Annotated in this window: 17 protein-coding genes; 15 read left to right on the top strand and 2 right to left on the bottom strand. The window is 67.2% G+C overall.

Annotated features, from left to right (window positions below):
- Window positions 1–12: 12 nt before the first annotated feature.
- The 13 genes from sufD to D3H54_RS16265 all read left to right on the top strand — a co-directional run bounded on the left by sufD (window position 13) and on the right by D3H54_RS16265 (window position 10086).
- On the top strand, window positions 13–1203 hold the full coding sequence (gene sufD / locus D3H54_RS16320; RefSeq protein WP_149379926.1) for a Fe-S cluster assembly protein SufD: 1191 nt from the start codon (window positions 13–15) through the stop codon (window positions 1201–1203).
- Window positions 1200–1967 carry a Fe-S cluster assembly ATPase SufC gene (gene sufC, locus D3H54_RS16315; protein ID WP_149379925.1) on the top strand — a complete coding sequence of 256 codons (768 nt, stop codon included), beginning with the start codon at window positions 1200–1202 and terminating at the stop codon, window positions 1965–1967. Before sufD ends, sufC begins: the two co-directional genes overlap by 4 nt.
- Window position 1968: 1 nt before the next feature.
- Entirely contained in the window at window positions 1969–3219 is a 1251-nt protein-coding gene (locus D3H54_RS16310; protein WP_149379924.1) for a cysteine desulfurase, read from the top strand.
- Between the two features lie 15 nt (window positions 3220–3234).
- On the top strand, window positions 3235–3684 hold the full coding sequence (sufU, locus tag D3H54_RS16305; protein WP_210419740.1) for a Fe-S cluster assembly sulfur transfer protein SufU: 450 nt from the start codon (window positions 3235–3237) through the stop codon (window positions 3682–3684).
- Window positions 3681–4028 carry a metal-sulfur cluster assembly factor gene (locus D3H54_RS16300; RefSeq protein ID WP_149379922.1) on the top strand — a complete coding sequence of 116 codons (348 nt, stop codon included), beginning with the start codon at window positions 3681–3683 and terminating at the stop codon, window positions 4026–4028. The genes sufU and D3H54_RS16300 overlap by 4 nt, the downstream gene beginning before the upstream one ends.
- A gap of 9 nt (window positions 4029–4037) precedes the next feature.
- Entirely contained in the window at window positions 4038–4607 is a 570-nt protein-coding gene (locus D3H54_RS16295) for a hypothetical protein (RefSeq protein ID WP_149379921.1), read from the top strand.
- Entirely contained in the window at window positions 4604–5272 is a 669-nt protein-coding gene (locus D3H54_RS31265) for a hypothetical protein (RefSeq protein ID WP_168214883.1), read from the top strand. Before D3H54_RS16295 ends, D3H54_RS31265 begins: the two co-directional genes overlap by 4 nt.
- Complete coding sequence (locus tag D3H54_RS16290; RefSeq protein WP_168214882.1) at window positions 5265–6380, top strand: oxidoreductase; 1116 nt, start codon at window positions 5265–5267, stop codon at window positions 6378–6380. Before D3H54_RS31265 ends, D3H54_RS16290 begins: the two co-directional genes overlap by 8 nt.
- Before the next feature lie 65 nt (window positions 6381–6445).
- A complete protein-coding gene (gene trxA, locus D3H54_RS16285; protein ID WP_115319798.1) occupies window positions 6446–6805 on the top strand; it encodes a thioredoxin in 360 nt (119 codons plus the stop codon).
- A gap of 26 nt (window positions 6806–6831) precedes the next feature.
- Window positions 6832–7653, top strand: coding sequence for an enoyl-CoA hydratase (locus tag D3H54_RS16280; protein ID WP_149379920.1), 822 nt, complete (start codon window positions 6832–6834; stop codon window positions 7651–7653).
- A gap of 57 nt (window positions 7654–7710) precedes the next feature.
- A complete protein-coding gene (locus D3H54_RS16275; RefSeq protein ID WP_149379919.1) occupies window positions 7711–9339 on the top strand; it encodes an ABC-F family ATP-binding cassette domain-containing protein in 1629 nt (542 codons plus the stop codon).
- Between the two features lie 96 nt (window positions 9340–9435).
- Entirely contained in the window at window positions 9436–9624 is a 189-nt protein-coding gene (locus tag D3H54_RS16270; protein ID WP_036345465.1) for a helix-turn-helix domain-containing protein, read from the top strand.
- 66 nt (window positions 9625–9690) lie between these two features.
- Window positions 9691–10086 carry an ester cyclase gene (locus D3H54_RS16265; RefSeq protein ID WP_149379918.1) on the top strand — a complete coding sequence of 132 codons (396 nt, stop codon included), beginning with the start codon at window positions 9691–9693 and terminating at the stop codon, window positions 10084–10086.
- Between the two features lie 19 nt (window positions 10087–10105).
- Here D3H54_RS16265 and D3H54_RS16260 read toward each other — a convergent pair whose 3' ends face one another.
- Together D3H54_RS16260 and D3H54_RS16255 are read right to left on the bottom strand one after the other, a co-directional pair.
- Complete coding sequence (locus D3H54_RS16260; RefSeq protein WP_149379917.1) at window positions 10106–10687, bottom strand: TetR/AcrR family transcriptional regulator; 582 nt, start codon at window positions 10685–10687, stop codon at window positions 10106–10108.
- A gap of 7 nt (window positions 10688–10694) precedes the next feature.
- Window positions 10695–13523: an aconitate hydratase gene (locus tag D3H54_RS16255; protein ID WP_149379916.1), complete on the bottom strand. Its 2829-nt coding sequence runs from the start codon at window positions 13521–13523 to the stop codon at window positions 10695–10697.
- 186 nt (window positions 13524–13709) lie between these two features.
- Here D3H54_RS16255 and D3H54_RS16250 point away from each other — a divergent pair, with 186 nt between their 5' ends.
- A complete protein-coding gene (locus tag D3H54_RS16250) occupies window positions 13710–14267 on the top strand; it encodes an Rv1476 family membrane protein (RefSeq protein WP_149379915.1) in 558 nt (185 codons plus the stop codon).
- Between the two features lie 198 nt (window positions 14268–14465).
- The gene (ripA, locus tag D3H54_RS16245) at window positions 14466–15923 is read left to right on the top strand and encodes an NlpC/P60 family peptidoglycan endopeptidase RipA (protein WP_149379914.1); all 1458 of its coding nucleotides are present in this window, start codon (window positions 14466–14468) and stop codon (window positions 15921–15923) included.
- The last annotated feature ends 6 nt before the right edge of the window (window positions 15924–15929 follow it).

Below are 15929 nucleotides of genomic sequence, written 5' to 3'. Positions count from 1 at the left end.
CGGGAAACATATATGAGCAATCTGACTAAGGCAGTGGAGGGTTCGCGCCTCACTGCCGCCAACAAGGGCGAGCAATTCAGCTCGTTCGACGTCGACGCCTTCGAGGTGCCCGGCGGTCGCGACGAGCTGTGGCGGTTCACCCCGCTGAAGCGACTTCGTGGCCTGCACGACGGTTCGGCCGTCGCCAATGGCACCGCCGCGATCACGGTGACCGAGCGTCCCGGTGTCACGGTCGAGACCGTCCGGCGCGGTGACGAGCGACTGGGCCAGGGCGGGGTGCCCAGCGATCGGGTTGCCGCGCAGGCGTTCTCGTCGTTCAACTCGGCGACGGTGGTGACCGTCGCGCGCGACACCGAGGTGGCCGAGCCCATCGAGATCACCGTCGACGGCCCCGGTGAGGGCGCCGTGGCCTACGGTCACCTGCAGATCCGGGTCGAGGAGTTGTCCCGGGCGATCGTCGTCGTCGACCTGCGCGGCAGCGGTACCTACGCCGACAACGTCGAGATCATCGTCGGCGACTCCGCCGGCCTGGGCGTCATCTGGATCGCCGACTTCGCCGACGACATGGTGCACGTGAGCGCGCACCACGCCAAGCTCGGCAAGGACTCGGTCCTCGGCCACGTCAACGTCACCCTCGGCGGTGACGTGGTGCGGACCTCGACCACCGTGCGGTTCACCGGCCCCGGCGGCGACGCCAAGCTGCTCGGCACCTACTTCGCCGACGCCGGGCAGTTCTTCGAGTCGCGGCTGCTGGTCGACCACGCGCAACCGAACTGCAAGTCGGACGTGCTGTACAAGGGTGCGCTGCAAGGGGATCCGGATTCCAAGAAGCCCGATGCGCATACCGTCTGGGTGGGCGACGTGCTGATCCGGGCCGAGGCCACCGGCACCGACACCTTCGAGGTCAACCGCAACCTGGTGCTCACCGACGGCGCGCGTGCCGACTCGGTGCCCAACCTGGAGATCGAGACCGGCGAGATCGTCGGCGCCGGGCACGCCAGTGCCACCGGCCGTTTCGACGACGAGCAGCTGTTCTACCTGCGCGCCCGCGGCATCCCGGAGGCGCAAGCCCGCCGGCTGGTGGTGCGCGGTTTCTTCAACGAGATCATCGCCAAAATCGCGGTCCCCGAGGTGCGCGAGCGCCTGACCGATGCCATCGAACGAGAACTTGCCATCACTGAGTCGAAAGCCACACAGCCATGAGCACTTTGGAAATCAAGGATCTTCACGTCAGCGTCGCCAACGAGGACGGCACCGAGAAGGAGATCCTCAAGGGCGTCAACCTGACCGTGAATTCGGGGGAGACCCATGCGGTCATGGGCCCCAACGGTTCCGGGAAGTCCACGCTGTCGTATTCGATCGCCGGTCATCCCAAGTACCACGTCACGTCGGGATCGATCACGCTCGACGGTGAGGATGTGCTGGCGATGAGCGTCGACGAACGCGCCCGCGCCGGCCTGTTCCTGGCCATGCAGTACCCGGTCGAGGTGCCCGGGGTGTCGATGTCGAACTTCCTGCGCACCGCGGCGACCGCGGTCCGCGGCGAGGCCCCGAAGCTGCGGCACTGGGTCAAGGAAGTCAAGTCGGCGATGACCGATCTGGAGATCGACCCGCAGTTCGCCGAACGCAGTGTGAACGAAGGCTTTTCCGGTGGCGAGAAGAAGCGCCACGAGATCCTGCAGCTGGGTCTGCTGAAGCCGAAGATCGCGATCCTCGACGAGACGGACTCCGGCCTGGACGTCGACGCCCTGCGCGTGGTCTCCGAAGGTGTCAACCGCTACGCCGAGGCCGAACATGCCGGTGTCCTGCTGATCACGCACTACACCCGGATCCTGCGCTACATCCACCCGCAGTTCGTCCACGTCTTCGTCGACGGCCGGATCGTCGAGTCCGGCGGCGCCGAGCTGGCCGACGAGCTGGAAGAGAACGGCTACGTGCGCTTCACCCAGGCGGCGGCAGGAGCCTGACATGACCGCCTCGGTCGATCTGGACGTCGTGGGTATCCGCGCGGATTTCCCGATCCTCAGTCGGGTGATGCGGGGCGGACACCAGCTGGCCTACCTGGATTCCGGGGCGACGTCGCAGAAACCGCTGCAGGTTCTCGATGCCGAGCGGGAGTTCCTGACCACATCCAACGGCGCGGTGCATCGCGGTGCGCACCAGCTGATGGAGGAGTCGACCGACGCCTACGAGCAGGGCCGTGCCGATATCGCGTCCTTCGTCGGTGCCGACACCGACGAGCTGGTGTTCACCAAGAACGCCACCGAGTCGCTCAACCTGGTCTCGTACGTGCTGGGGGACAAGCGATTCGAGAAGGTGGTCGGTCCCGGCGACGTCATCGTCACCACCGAGCTGGAACACCACGCCAACCTGATTCCCTGGCAGGAGCTCGCCCGCCGCACCGGGGCGACCCTGCGCTGGTACGGCGTGACCGACGACGGCCGCATCGATCTCGATTCGTTGCAGCTCGACGAGCGAGTGAAAGTCGTTGCGTTCAGCCATCATTCGAACGTCACCGGCGCGGTGGCACCCGTCGCCGAGATTGTCCGGCGGGCCCGGTCTGTCGGTGCGCTGACCGTGCTGGACGCCTGCCAGTCGGTGCCGCATCAGCCGGTGGACTTCCACGGCCTTGACGTCGACTATGCCGCGTTCTCCGGACACAAGATGCTCGGCCCCACCGGTATCGGCGTGCTGTACGGCCGACGTGAGCTGCTCGACGCGATGCCGCCGTTCCTCACCGGTGGGTCGATGATCGAGACCGTCACGATGGAGGGCGCCACCTATGCGCCCGCACCGCAGCGATTCGAGGCGGGCACGCCGATGACCTCGCAGGTGGTCGGATTGGGTGCGGCCGCACGGTATTTGGACAAGATCGGGATGGCCGCGGTCGAAGCGCACGAGAACGAGTTGGTGGCCGCCGCGCTGGAAGGTCTCGGAGCGATTCCGCAGGTGCGCATCATCGGGCCGACCAGCATGGAACACCGCGGTTCGCCGGTGAGTTTCGTCGTCGACGGTGTGCATGCCCACGACGTAGGCCAGGTGCTCGACGACGACGGCGTGGCCGTGCGTGTCGGGCACCACTGCGCGTGGCCGCTGCACCGCCGGTTCGGCATCGCCGCCACCGCCCGCGCATCGTTCGCCGTCTACAACACCGTCGACGAGGTGGATCGTCTGGTGACGGGCGTCAAGCGGGCCATCGAGTTCTTTGGGCGGGATTGAGTGAAACTCGAGCAGATGTACCAGGAAGTGATCCTGGACCACTACAAGCACCCACACCACCGCGGGCTGCGTGAGCCGTTCGGCGCCGAGGTGCATCACGTCAATCCGACGTGCGGCGACGAAGTGACGTTGCGGGTGGCGCTGTCCGAGGACGGCGAACAGGTCATCGATATCTCCTACGACGGCCAGGGGTGCTCGATCAGCCAGGCGGCCACCTCGGTGCTGACCGACCAGGTGATCGGGCTGACCGTCGGGGACGCCCTGAAGACGGTGGCGGCGTTCACCGAGATGGTGTCGTCGCGGGGAACCGTCGAGGGCGACGAGGACGTGCTCGGCGACGGAGTGGCGTTCGCCGGTGTGGCGAAGTATCCGGCCCGGGTGAAGTGCGCGCTGCTGGGCTGGCTGGCGTTCAAAGACGCGGTGGCCCAGGCATCGCATCGAAAAGACTTGGAGGACAAGCGATGACTGATTCCGATCAGCTGCCCAATCCGCTGCTCGACGACATCGAGGAAGCCATGCGCGACGTGGTGGATCCCGAACTGGGGATCAACGTCGTCGACCTCGGCCTGGTCTACGACCTCAACGTCGAGAAGGGCGACGCCGGAACGGTGGCGCTCATCGACATGACACTGACCTCGGCGGCCTGCCCGCTGACCGATGTGATCGAAGACCAGACGCTCACCGCGCTGGTCGGGGCCGGCCTGGTCAGTGAGGCCAAGATCAACTGGGTGTGGAACCCGCCGTGGGGCCCGGACAAGATCACCGAGGACGGCCGCGAACAGCTCCGCGCGCTGGGATTCACTGTCTAATCTGAGCTGATGCTCACCGTCCCCGCCTTCATGTGGCGCGGCGGCGCAGTCATGCGGGCTGTCATGGTCGGCGTGGGCGCCGGTGTCGTCATCGGCCTGTTGGCGTGGCTGGACTCCGGCTGGTGGTTCGCCGGATTGCTGGCCGGCGCCATCGTCGCGGTGATCTACGGCATCTGGCTGGGACTGCGGATGGCCAGGTACTGGCCCGGCGCCACGGCGCTGACCGGGGAGCATCGAGTGCGCGTAGCCGGGGTCACCCGCTGGGGCGGCCGTATCGGCGACCCCGCCCTGGCGCAGCCGGTGGTGGACTACGCCGACGGCCTGCGCAGGTCCGCCGAGACCGGGCGGCCATTCCGGTGGGTGCTGCCCCTGATCCTCGTGGTCGCGATCGGAATTACCGCGTGGGACGCGGTATTCGGCTCGACGCGTGACCTTATCGCGTCCTGCGTGTACCTGGTGCTGCTGGGCTTCGAGCTGTTCTGGTGGCCCGGCCGCCGAGATCAATTGCTCACCAACGCCGATCGCGCCCGCGAGCGTGCGGTGGCGCTGATCGAGCGCACCCGAGGAACGGCGCAGTGATCGCAGAACCCACAGTGGTGGCCGCCCGGCGTCAATTGCACGGCGTCGCCGAGAGTTTCCTTGCCGGGCCGCAGTACCGCGCGACGGGGACGATCCGGCTGGCTGTTCGTCCGGATGGCTTCACCGCCACCACGCTGGCGGTCGCGGTGCGCGGGACCACGCTGGTGTGGCCGGATGGCAGCATCCCGCTGGCGGGCCGGGTGCGTGACCTGGCCGCCGCCACCGGGCTCGATGTCGGTCCGCCGCCCGCCTCGGTGTATCGCGCGGTCGCCGAATTGGAGCCCGACACCGTTCTCGACATCGACACCGGCGCCGCCGACACCATCTACCGCAGCCTGTACGCCGGCGGGTTCGCGATCAAAGCCGCTCTGCCAGAAGCGCATCCGGTGCTCTGGCCCGAACACCTCGACGTCGCGGCCACAGTCGACGAGGTCAATTACGGGGTCTCGGCAGGCGACGATTTCCACGAACTGCCGTACGCCTACGTCGGCCCGTGGGACTTCACCACCGCACCGCGCACCGGGCCGCTGTGGAACGCGCCCTTCGGCGCCGTGCGCGCACTCGATCTCGCCGCCGACGTCGACACCCTCGCCACCGACATCGCCGACTTCTTCCGGCGCGGAATCAACGCGGTCGACGGCGGTGTTGCACACGATCATGGATGATGCCCGCGTGCAGGAGCTGTTCACCCCGTTGACCGTCGGATCGCTGACCGTGCCCAACCGGTTTGCGATGGCACCGATGACCCGCGCCGCATCGCCGGACGGTGTCCCGGGAGCCGACGTCGCCGCCTACTACGGCCGCCGCGCGGCCGGCGGAACCGGACTGATCATCACTGAGGGCGTTCGGATCCCGCATCCCGCCGCCGGCTGGCCGGACCGCATCCCGAACCTGGACGGCGACGACGTGCTGGCCGGCTGGCGCGCAGTCACCGACGCCGTGCACGCCGAGGGTGCGACGATCGCCGCCCAGCTCTGGCATCAGGGCGTCGCGCGCGGTGTCCACGACGGGGACCGTCCCGACCAGACGCCGGTCAGCCCCTCGGGCATCGACATCGGCGGCGGAGCGACCGGCCGCGCGCTGGACGCCGAAGAGTTGCCTGCGCTCGCGCAGGCGTACGCGCTGGCGGCTGCCAACGCTGCGGCGGCCGGCTTCGACGCCGTCGAGATCCACGGCGCCCACGGCTACCTGCTCGACCAATTCCTCTGGGAGCACACCAATCACCGCACCGACGGCTACGGCGGCTCGCTGGCGGCGCGCACCCGGTTCCCGGCCGAGGTGGTCGCTGCGGTGCGTGCGGCCGTGGGTCCCGGCTTCCCGATCATCTACCGCTTCTCGCAGTGGAAGATGAACCGCTACGACGCGCAGGTGGCCGGCAGCGCAGCAGAACTCGAGCAACTGCTGGCCCCGCTGGTCGAGGCCGGCGTGGACATACTGCACCCGTCGACGCGACGGCACTACCTGCCGGGCTTCCCCGGCGAGGACCCGCAACTGAGCCTGGCCGGCTGGACCAAGAAGATGACCGGCCTGCCCGTCATCGCCGTCGGGTCGGTGGGCCTGGAGACCGAGTTCAACCCCGGTGCGGGCGGCGGGCCGATCCCGCGGTCGCCCATCGACCGGCTGCTCGACCAGTTCGAGGCAGGCGAGTTCGACATCGTCGCGGTCGGGCGTGCCCTGCTCGCCGACCCGGCGTGGGTCAACCACCTGCGCGACGGCAAGCTCGACGAGTTCGGCGGTTTCGATGCGGCCAGTGCGCTGGCCCGTTTGTATTGAGAGCCACCCCGTTTGTATTGAGAGCTACAGGGAACACACAGCGACAACCAGACGTTAGGACTGACGTGGCTACCCAAGACCTGACCGCACAGAACTTCAACGACACCATCACCGGCAACGACATCGTGCTGGTTGACTTCTGGGCGTCGTGGTGCGGACCGTGCCGGGCTTTCGCCCCGACCTTCACCGCGTCGTCGGAACAGCACCCGGACGTCGTCTACGGCAAGGTCGACACCGAGGCCGAGCAGGAACTGGCGGCCGCCGCCGAGATCCGCTCCATCCCGACGCTGATGGCGTTCAAGAAGGGCAAGCTGATCTTCAACCAGGCCGGTGCGCTTCCGCCCGCCGCGCTGGAGGACCTCATCCGCCAGGTCAAGGAGTTCGACGTCGACTCGGCAGTCTCGTCCCAGTCCGAGGACGCCTGACCTAGTAGGCGGGTTACCGTGCACGGGTGATTCGTGACACAGGTTTCGTCCTCGTCGAAAAACCGCAGCCCAACATCGCTCTGGTCACCCTGAACCGGCCCGAGCGGATGAACTCCATGGCGTTCGACGTCATGCTGCCGCTGCGGGAAGTCCTCACCGAACTCAAGCACGACAACGACGTGCGCGCGGTCGTGCTGACCGGCGCCGGCCGGGGATTCTCGTCGGGCGCCGACCACAAGTCCGCAGGCTCGGTCCCGCACGTCGCCGGGCTGACCCGCCCGTCGTTCGGACTGCGGTCGATGGACGTGCTTGACGATGTGATTCTCGCCATGCGCAAGCTGCACCAGCCGATCATCGCCGCGGTGAACGGCGCGGCGATCGGCGGCGGGTTATGTCTGGCCCTGGCCGCCGACATCCGGGTGGCGGCCAGCGGCGCCTACTTCCGCGCGGCCGGCATCAATAACGGGCTGACCGCCAGTGAACTGGGACTGAGCTATCTGCTGCCACGGGCGATCGGCTCGTCGCGGGCCTTCGAGATCATGCTCACCGGGCGTGACGTCGACGCCCAGGAGGCCGAACGGATCGGACTGGTGTCCCGTCAGGTGCCCGACGAGGAGCTGCTGCCGGCCGCCTTCGAGATCGCTGCCCGCATCGCGGCGTTCTCCCGGCCCGGAACCGAGTTGACCAAGCGGACGCTGTGGAGTGGACTAGACGCCGGTAGCCTGGAAGGGCATATGCAGGCCGAGGGCCTCGGGCAGCTTTATGTGCGCCTGCTTACCGCCAACTTCGAAGAGGCGGTTGCTGCGCGCGCCGAGAACCGCGCCCCGGTCTTCACCGACGACAAGTAAGAGCACCTCGGGGCAGGAGCGAAGCGACCCGGGGATGAAGACAGAGGAGTAGCGCGCGTGATTACCGCAACGGACCTGGAGGTCCGCGCCGGCGCGCGCACACTGCTTCTCGCCGAAGGCCCGGCGCTGCGCATCCAGCCCGGCGACCGCATCGGTCTGGTCGGCCGCAACGGCGCAGGCAAGACGACGACGATGCGCATCCTGGCGGGGGAGGGCGAGCCCTACGCGGGCACCGTCGTGCGCACCGGTGACGTCGGCTACCTGCCGCAGGATCCTCGCGAAGGCGACCTCGACGTGCTGGCCCGCGACCGGGTGCTGTCGGCGCGCGGCCTGGACACGCTGCTGTCGGATCTGGAGAAGCAGCAGGTGTTGATGGCCGAGGTGGTCGACGAGGCCGCCCGCGACAAGGCGGTGCGCCGCTACGGCCAGCTCGAGGAACGCTTCGCCGCCCTCGGCGGGTACGCCGCCGAGAGCGAAGCGGGCCGCATCTGCGCGAGCCTCGGTCTGCCCGACCGGGTGCTCACCCAGCCGCTGCGCACCCTGTCCGGCGGTCAGCGCAGGCGCGTCGAGCTGTCCCGGATCCTGTTCGCCGCCAGTGATACTGGCTCCGGTTCGGCCACCACCCTGCTGCTCGACGAGCCCACCAACCACCTCGATGCCGACTCGATCGGCTGGCTGCGAGGTTTCCTGCAGAACCACAGCGGCGGGCTTGTCGTGATCAGCCACGACGTCGACCTGCTCGCCGATGTGGTCAACCGGGTGTGGTTCCTCGACGCCGTGCGCGGCGAGGCCGACGTCTACAACATGGGCTGGCAGAAGTATCTCGACGCCCGGGCCACCGACGAGCAGCGCCGGCGCCGTGAACGCGCCAATGCCGAGAAGAAGGCCAGCGCGCTGCGTACCCAGGCCGCCAAGATGGGCGCGAAGGCCACCAAAGCCGTTGCCGCACAGAACATGCTGCGCCGCGCCGAGCGGATGATGGCCGAATTGGACGCCGAGCGGGTGGCCGACAAGGTGGCCCGGATCAAGTTCCCGACGCCCGCGCCGTGCGGCAAGACACCGCTGGTCGTCAAAGGCCTGACCAAGAACTACGGCTCCCTCGAGGTGTTCACCGGCGTCGACCTCGCGATCGACCGCGGCTCACGCGTCGTGGTGCTGGGCCTCAACGGCGCCGGTAAAACCACGCTGCTCCGGTTGATCGCCGGCACCGAAACACCCGATGCCGGTGGACTGGAACCCGGCCACGGGCTCAAGATCGGTTATTTCGCACAGGAACACGACACGCTCGACAACAACGCGACGGTGTGGGAGAACATCCGCCACGCCGCCCCGGACACCGGCGAGCAGGACCTGCGCGGCCTGCTCGGCGCGTTCATGTTCACCGGTCCGCAGCTCGAACAGCCGGCCGGCACGCTGTCCGGCGGTGAGAAGACCCGGCTGGCATTGGCGGGTCTGGTCGCGTCGACGGCGAACGTGCTGCTGCTCGACGAGCCGACCAACAACCTCGATCCCGCGTCCCGCGAACAGGTTCTGGACGCGCTGCGCAGTTACCAGGGTGCAGTCGTGCTGGTGACCCACGATCCGGGCGCCGCCGAAGCGCTCGACCCGCAACGGGTGGTGCTGCTCCCGGACGGCACCGAGGATTTCTGGTCCGACGAGTACCGGGACCTCATCGAGCTCGCCTGACAACTGGCATAAACGATTTCGGTCATTCCCCCCAACTCGCCGACCCGCGCTTCTACTCTCATGCCTATCGGCGCGGATTCACCGGGGAGGGTGATCATGAGGAAGCCCAACGAAGCTCGAGACCAGTTGCTGGACACTCTGCGAAATGCCTACGAGGGCGGCGCGAGCATTCGCACGCTGGTGGCGTCGACGGGTCGTTCGTACGGTTCGATCCACGCGCTGCTGCGCGAGTCCGGGACCACGATGCGCAGCCGCGGCGGCCCCAACCACGTCACGCGTCGCTAGCGCTCGACCCCACTGGCGCGCGTCTGCGAAAAGGTTTGGCGCACAGTGCACAACAGAAACGAGACGATGGTAAGCGACGTCGAGCGGCTCCGGTCCCTGTATCTCGACTACCTCGTCGCCTGTAACGATCATGACTTCGAACGCATGACGACGTTCTACGCCCCGATCATCTCCATCAACGACACGCCCACCGACGCGCGGACGGTCACCGCGCAGTTCGCCCCACTGGTCGCGGCGTTCCCGGACTGGCGTTGGACGGTGCGCAACATGATCATCGACGCGACGCACATCTCACTGAACTTCTCTGTCACCGGCACCCACCGCGGCGTCTTCGAGGGGATCGAGCCGACCGGCCGTACCGTGACCATCTCCGAGTTCACCATCTACCGCGTCGAGGGCAACAGGTTCACCCACGTGTGGGACCTCGCCGATTTCGCGTCCCTGCGGGAGCAGATCGGCTAGCCCGGTCGGTGGCGTGCCGTCAGGCCCGGCGGCCTGCGTCGTCGGCCCGCACCGAATCCTCCACCAGGTCCAGCACTGCCGAAAGTCGCTGGGGGTCCTCGCCCGTCGCCAGCCGTGCGACCAGTCCGTCGAGCACCAGGTCCAGGTAGCACTGCAATACGTCGGGTGCCACGTCGTCGCGCAGCCGGCCGGCCTGCTTCTGCTGGCGCAACCGCTCCGAGGTCGCCGAGGCCAACTCCGCTGAGCGCTCCACCCAGCCCTGATGAAAAACCGGGTCGTTGCGCAGCTTGCGGGCGATCTCCAATCGTGTGGCCAGCCAATCGAATTGATCGGGCGCGGCCAGCATCTCCCGCATCACCTGGATGAGGCCCTCGCGTGCCGCCACCTCGGCCATCCGAGCGGCATCCTCGCGGGCGAGGGCGAAGAACAACGTGTCCTTGTCGCGGTAGTGATGGAAGATCGCACCGCGTGACAGACCGATGGTCTGCTCCAGCCGGCGCACGGTCGCCTGCTCGTAGCCGTACTCGGCGAAGCAGCGCCGTGCGCCGTCGAGGATCTGGCGGCGGCGGGCCGCCAGATGATCCTCGCTGACCCTGGGCACGTCGGCGCTAGCCGGTCCGCAGCATGTTGCGCAACACGTACTGCAGGATGCCGCCGTTGCGGTAGTAGTCGGCCTCGCCGGGGGTGTCGATGCGGACCACAGCGTCGAACTCCACCGCGGACCCATCGGCCTTCGTCGCCGTGACGTGAACGGTCTTCGGCGTCTTGCCGTTGTTCAGCTCCTCGATCCCGGTGATATCGAAGACCTCGGTGCCGTCCAGCTTCAGCGACGCCGCCGACTCACCGGCCGGGAACTGCAGCGGGATCACACCCATGCCGATCAGGTTCGACCGGTGGATGCGCTCGAAGGACTCGGTGATCACCGCGCGCACACCCAGCAGGCTGGTGCCCTTGGCCGCCCAGTCGCGCGACGAGCCGGAGCCGTACTCTTTTCCGCCCAGCACCACCAGCGGAATGTTCTGTGCCGCATAGTTTTGCGCGGCGTCGTAGATGAACGCCTGCGGCCCGTCCGGCTGGGTGAAATCGCGCGTGTAGCCGCCGGACACGTCGTCGAGCAACTGGTTCTTCAACCGAATATTCGCGAACGTGCCACGGATCATCACCTCGTGATTACCGCGGCGCGACCCCAGCGAGTTGAAGTCCTTGGGCTCGACGCCATTGGCCTCCAGGTACTGCGCGGCCGGGGTGCCCTTCTTGATGCTCCCGGCGGGGCTGATGTGGTCGGTGGTGACCGAATCGCCAAGCAGGGCAAGCACCCTGGCCCCGGTGATGTCCTTGACCGGCTGCGGCTCGGCGGGCATGCCGTCGAAGTACGGAGCCTTGCGGACGTAGGTCGAGGCCTCGTCCCACTCGAAGGTGTTGCCCTCGGGGGTGGGCAGCGAGCGCCAGCGGTCGTCGCCCTTGAAGACGTCGGCGTAGCTGTCGGTGAACATCTCCCGGTTGATCGAGGACGCGATGGTGTCTTCGATCTCCGCGGTCGTCGGCCAGATGTCTTTCAGGAAGACGTCGTTGCCCTCGGTGTCCTGCCCGAGCGGATCAACCTCGAAGTCGAAGTCCATCGTGCCCGCGATGCCGTACGCGATCACCAGCGGCGGCGACGCCAGGTAGTTCATCTTGACGTCGGGGGAGATGCGGCCCTCGAAGTTGCGGTTGCCGGACAGCACGGCGGTCACCGAGAGGTCGTTGTCGTTGATCGCGGCCGAGATCTCGTCGGGCAGCGGGCCGGTATTGCCGATGCACGTCGTGCAGCCGTACCCGCCCAGGTAGTAGCCGAGCTTCTCCAGGTACGGCCACAGGCCGGCCTTGTTGTAGTAGTCGGTGACCACCTGGGAGCCGGGAGCCATGTTGGTCTTCACCCACGGCTTGGAGGTCAGGCCCTTCTCGACGGCCTTCTTGGCCAGCAGTGCGGCTCCCAGCATGACCGACGGGTTGGAGGTGTTCGTGCACGAGGTGATGCCTGCAACCACGACGGCGCCGTGGTCGAGGACGAACTCGCCGCGTTCGGCGGATTTCACCGTGATCGGCTTGCTCGGCCGGCCCTCGGATCCGTTGGCCGCCGACGGACGCGCATCAACCGCGCCGTCGTCGGCGAAGGACAGCGACACCGGGTCGCTGGCCGGGAACGACTCGTCGACCGCCTCGTCGAGCTTCGTCTCCGGAGTGGGGTGGTTCTCCTCGACGTAGTTGTGGATGTCCTTGCGGAACGCGTTCTTGGCGTCCGTCAGCTCGATCCGGTCCTGCGGGCGCTTCGGCCCGGCGATGGACGGCACCACGGTGGACAGATCCAGCTCCAGGTACTCGGAGAACACCGGCTCGGAGTCCGGGTTGTGCCACATGCCCTGGGCTTTGGCGTAAGCCTCGACCAGCGCCAGCTGCTCGTCGGTCCGCCCGGTCAGCCGCAGGTACTTGATGGTCTCGTCGTCGATCGGGAAAATCGCTGCGGTGGAACCGAATTCGGGGCTCATATTGCCCAGCGTGGCGCGGTTGGCCAGCGGCACCTCGGCAACGCCCTTGCCGTAGAACTCGACGAACTTGCCGACCACACCGTGCTTGCGCAGCATGTCGGTGACCGTGAGCACGACGTCGGTGGCCGTGACACCCGGCTTGATCTCGCCGGTCAGCTTGAAGCCGACGACGCGGGGGATGAGCATCGACACCGGCTGGCCCAGCATCGCGGCCTCGGCCTCGATACCGCCGACGCCCCAGCCCAGCACGCCCAGGCCGTTTTCCATCGTGGTGTGGCTGTCGGTGCCCACACAGGTGTCGGGGTAGGCGACGCCGTTGCGCTCGAAGACCACCCGGGCCAGGTACTCGATGTTGACCTGGTGCACGATGCCGGTGCCGGGCGGGACCACCTTGAAATCATCGAAGGCGCCCTGACCCCACCGGAGGAACTGGTAGCGCTCGCCGTTGCGCTCGTATTCGAGTTCGACGTTCCTCTCGAAGGCATCGGCGGTGCCGAACACGTCGAGGATCACGGAGTGGTCGATCACCATCTCGGCGGGCGAGAGCGGGTTGACCTTGTCCGGGTCGCCGCCCAGCGCGGCGACGGCTTCCCGCATGGTGGCCAGGTCGACGATGCAGGGGACGCCGGTGAAGTCCTGCATCAGCACGCGGGCCGGCGTGAACTGGATCTCGATGCTCGGCTCGGCCGAGGGATCCCAGTTCGCGATCGCCTCGATGTGGTCTTTGGTGATGTTGGCGCCGTCCTCGGTGCGCAACAGGTTCTCGGCCAGCACCTTGAGGCTGTAGGGAAGTTTCTCCGTGCCGGGGACCGCGTCGAGGCGGTAGATCTCGTAGCTGTTGTCGCCGACCTTCAAGGTGTCGCGCGCTTCGAACGTGTTCAGGGACGAATTCGACGAATTTTCGCTGCTCACATCAACTCCCGGCGTTGTCCTCGATGCCGACGGGCTGTGTCGACATCCGTCTCCATACTAACAGTACGGTTGTCCTGTTAAACGGGTGGTTCGATGCCCGCCACGGCCGGCGGGCCGACACCCAGTCTTGTCTTCTCCGGCGCGTGGTGCCACCCCGGGGTGGGCCGCGCGGTACCGTTTTGGACCGTGACGATTCCGCACGCGCCGACCTTCATCCCGGTGGAGGTGTGCAGCAGTGCCGGGCTGGCCCCGTCGACTCCGGTCGACCAGTGTCTGGCCGCGGTCAAGGCCGATGTTGCCGCCGACGGTGTCGCTGCGCCGGCCGCCGATGTCGCCGCCCTCCAGAAGGTGGTGGCCTCGGCCAAGGAACACGGCATCGATCTCAAGGTCGTCGTGATGGACAAGAGCCCGGCGATCGACACCCCACTGCGCGATATCGCCACCGAGATCGGGCAGGACACTCCCGGCTCGACGGTGCTCGTCCTCAGCCCCGGATGGGCGGGGACGTACAGCACCACCTATGACCGCGTCATCCTCGAGGCCGGTCAGGACGTGGCCAAGACCGCGCCCAATCCGGTGGTCGGTACGCAGGCATTTGTCGATCAATTGCAGACCCCCGACTTTCCTTGGATCGGATTAACGATCACGCTTGTGATCGGGGTGGCTGTAGCGGCTGTTTTGACCCGAGTTCTGCAGCTTCGGGCCCGCCGTTCGCAACCTAGCGAAATGGCGTCTGAGCAGTGAAAATAGCCATCCCTGGCAAATCAATAAGATTACTTTTCGGCAACATCCCGTAAATGACAAACATGTAATTCTTGCCGGAAGTTTCCTCTGCGACAAATGTGACGTACGGTGCAACTGTCGCCATTGTTAATGATGTGACTCATGTGACATCTGTTGCTGGCGTGACTGCACGTGTGAAGCAGAGGAGACCAGGGTCGAATGAGACGTTCCCTTCGCGGCTCTCTTGTCCGGCCGGCCATTCGGATCGCCAAGCCGGTGGGCCCGCTGGCGCTCAGCGTCGCCATGACGTTCACGATGCCCGGACTGGCCCAGGCCGAGCCCGGTGCCGCGCCCACCACCATCGCGGGGCTGATCGCCGATGTGGCCGACGCCAACCAGCGGCTTCAGGACATCGGCGCCAAGGTGCAGGCCGAGCAGGAGAGCGTCAACAAAGCACTCGTCGACGTCCAGACCGCGCGTGACGCGGCGGCCGCCGCCCAGGAGAAGGTCGACGCCAGCGCGCAAGGGGTCAAGGACGCCAACGCCGCAATTGCCGACGCCCAGAAGCGATTCGACACCTTCGCCGCCGCGACCTACATCAACGGGCCGTCCGCGTCGCTGGTGATGGCGACCAACCCCGAGGACATCCTGTCCACCGCCTCGGTGGGGCAGACCCTGGCCGTCAGCTCGCAGCAGGTGATGACCGACCTGCAGCGGGCTCGCACTGAACAGATCAACCAGGAGTCCGCGGCCCGGCTGGCCAAGGACAACGCCGACAAAGCCCTCGCCGACGCCGAAGCCAGCCAGCAGTCCGCGGTCGACGCGCTGACCGCGGCCAAGCAGACGTTCTCCGACCAGCAGGCCGAGATCAACCGGCTGGCCGCCGAGCGCAAAACCGCCCAGGACAAGCTCGACGCCGCTCGGCAGTGGTCGGCGTCCGCGAATTCGCCTGCGGCGGTTCCACAATCGGCGGCGACCGGCCCGGCGACCCCGGGGGATCGTTGGGACCCGGCCGCCCCCGGCTCGCCGAAGGCGCCGGGCGGCGGGACGATCCCGCCCTACGGCAGTGCCTCCGAATGGGACACCACCCTGCCGATGGTGCCCAGCGCCTTCGTCTCCGGCGACCCGATCCAGATCATCAACGCCGTCTTGCAGATCTCGTCCTCCTCGCTGAACGCGACCAAGCAGATGGGCAAGAGCTTCCTGCAGAAGCTCGGCATCCTGAAGCCCGACGACACCGGAATCACCAACGGCGTGATCCCGTATGCCAACGGCGCGCAGGCCTCCGAGTACGTCATCAAACGCGCCATGTCCCAGATGGGCGTGCCCTACTCGTGGGGTGGCGGCACCGCCACCGGCCCCAGCAACGGGATCGACAGCGGTGCAGGCACGGTCGGCTTCGACTGCTCGGGTCTGATCCTCTACGCGTTCGCCGGCGTCGGCATCAAGCTGCCGCACTACTCGGGGTCGCAATACAACATGGGCCGCAAGATCCCGTCCTCGCAGATGCGCCGCGGTGACGTGATCTTCTACGGCCCCGGCGGCAGCCAGCACGTGACGCTCTACCTGGGCCAGGGCCAGATGCTCGAGGCTCCCTACACCGGATCGAACGTCAAGATCTCACCGGTGCGTACCAGCGGCATGACACCGTTCGTCATCCGCTACATCGAATACTGACGGAGT

It is taken from the genome of Mycobacterium sp. ELW1 (assembly GCF_008329905.1).
Lineage (GTDB): Bacteria > Actinomycetota > Actinomycetes > Mycobacteriales > Mycobacteriaceae > Mycobacterium.
Note: the sequence above shows the minus strand (reverse complement) of the source record. Positions and strands in the feature narration are given on the sequence as shown.

Coding starts and splice junctions, on each gene's coding strand:
- D3H54_RS16265 (WP_149379918.1), top strand. CDS start 9,691: ATGGTAAGCGACGTCGAGCGGCTCCGGTCCCTGTATCTCGACTACCTC.
- sufC (WP_149379925.1), top strand. CDS start 1,200: ATGAGCACTTTGGAAATCAAGGATCTTCACGTCAGCGTCGCCAACGAG.
- D3H54_RS16270 (WP_036345465.1), top strand. CDS start 9,436: ATGAGGAAGCCCAACGAAGCTCGAGACCAGTTGCTGGACACTCTGCGA.
- D3H54_RS16310 (WP_149379924.1), top strand. CDS start 1,969: ATGACCGCCTCGGTCGATCTGGACGTCGTGGGTATCCGCGCGGATTTC.
- sufD (WP_149379926.1), top strand. CDS start 13: ATGAGCAATCTGACTAAGGCAGTGGAGGGTTCGCGCCTCACTGCCGCC.
- D3H54_RS16290 (WP_168214882.1), top strand. CDS start 5,265: ATGGATGATGCCCGCGTGCAGGAGCTGTTCACCCCGTTGACCGTCGGA.
- ripA (WP_149379914.1), top strand. CDS start 14,466: ATGAGACGTTCCCTTCGCGGCTCTCTTGTCCGGCCGGCCATTCGGATC.
- sufU (WP_210419740.1), top strand. CDS start 3,235: ATGTACCAGGAAGTGATCCTGGACCACTACAAGCACCCACACCACCGC.
- D3H54_RS16300 (WP_149379922.1), top strand. CDS start 3,681: ATGACTGATTCCGATCAGCTGCCCAATCCGCTGCTCGACGACATCGAG.
- D3H54_RS16295 (WP_149379921.1), top strand. CDS start 4,038: ATGCTCACCGTCCCCGCCTTCATGTGGCGCGGCGGCGCAGTCATGCGG.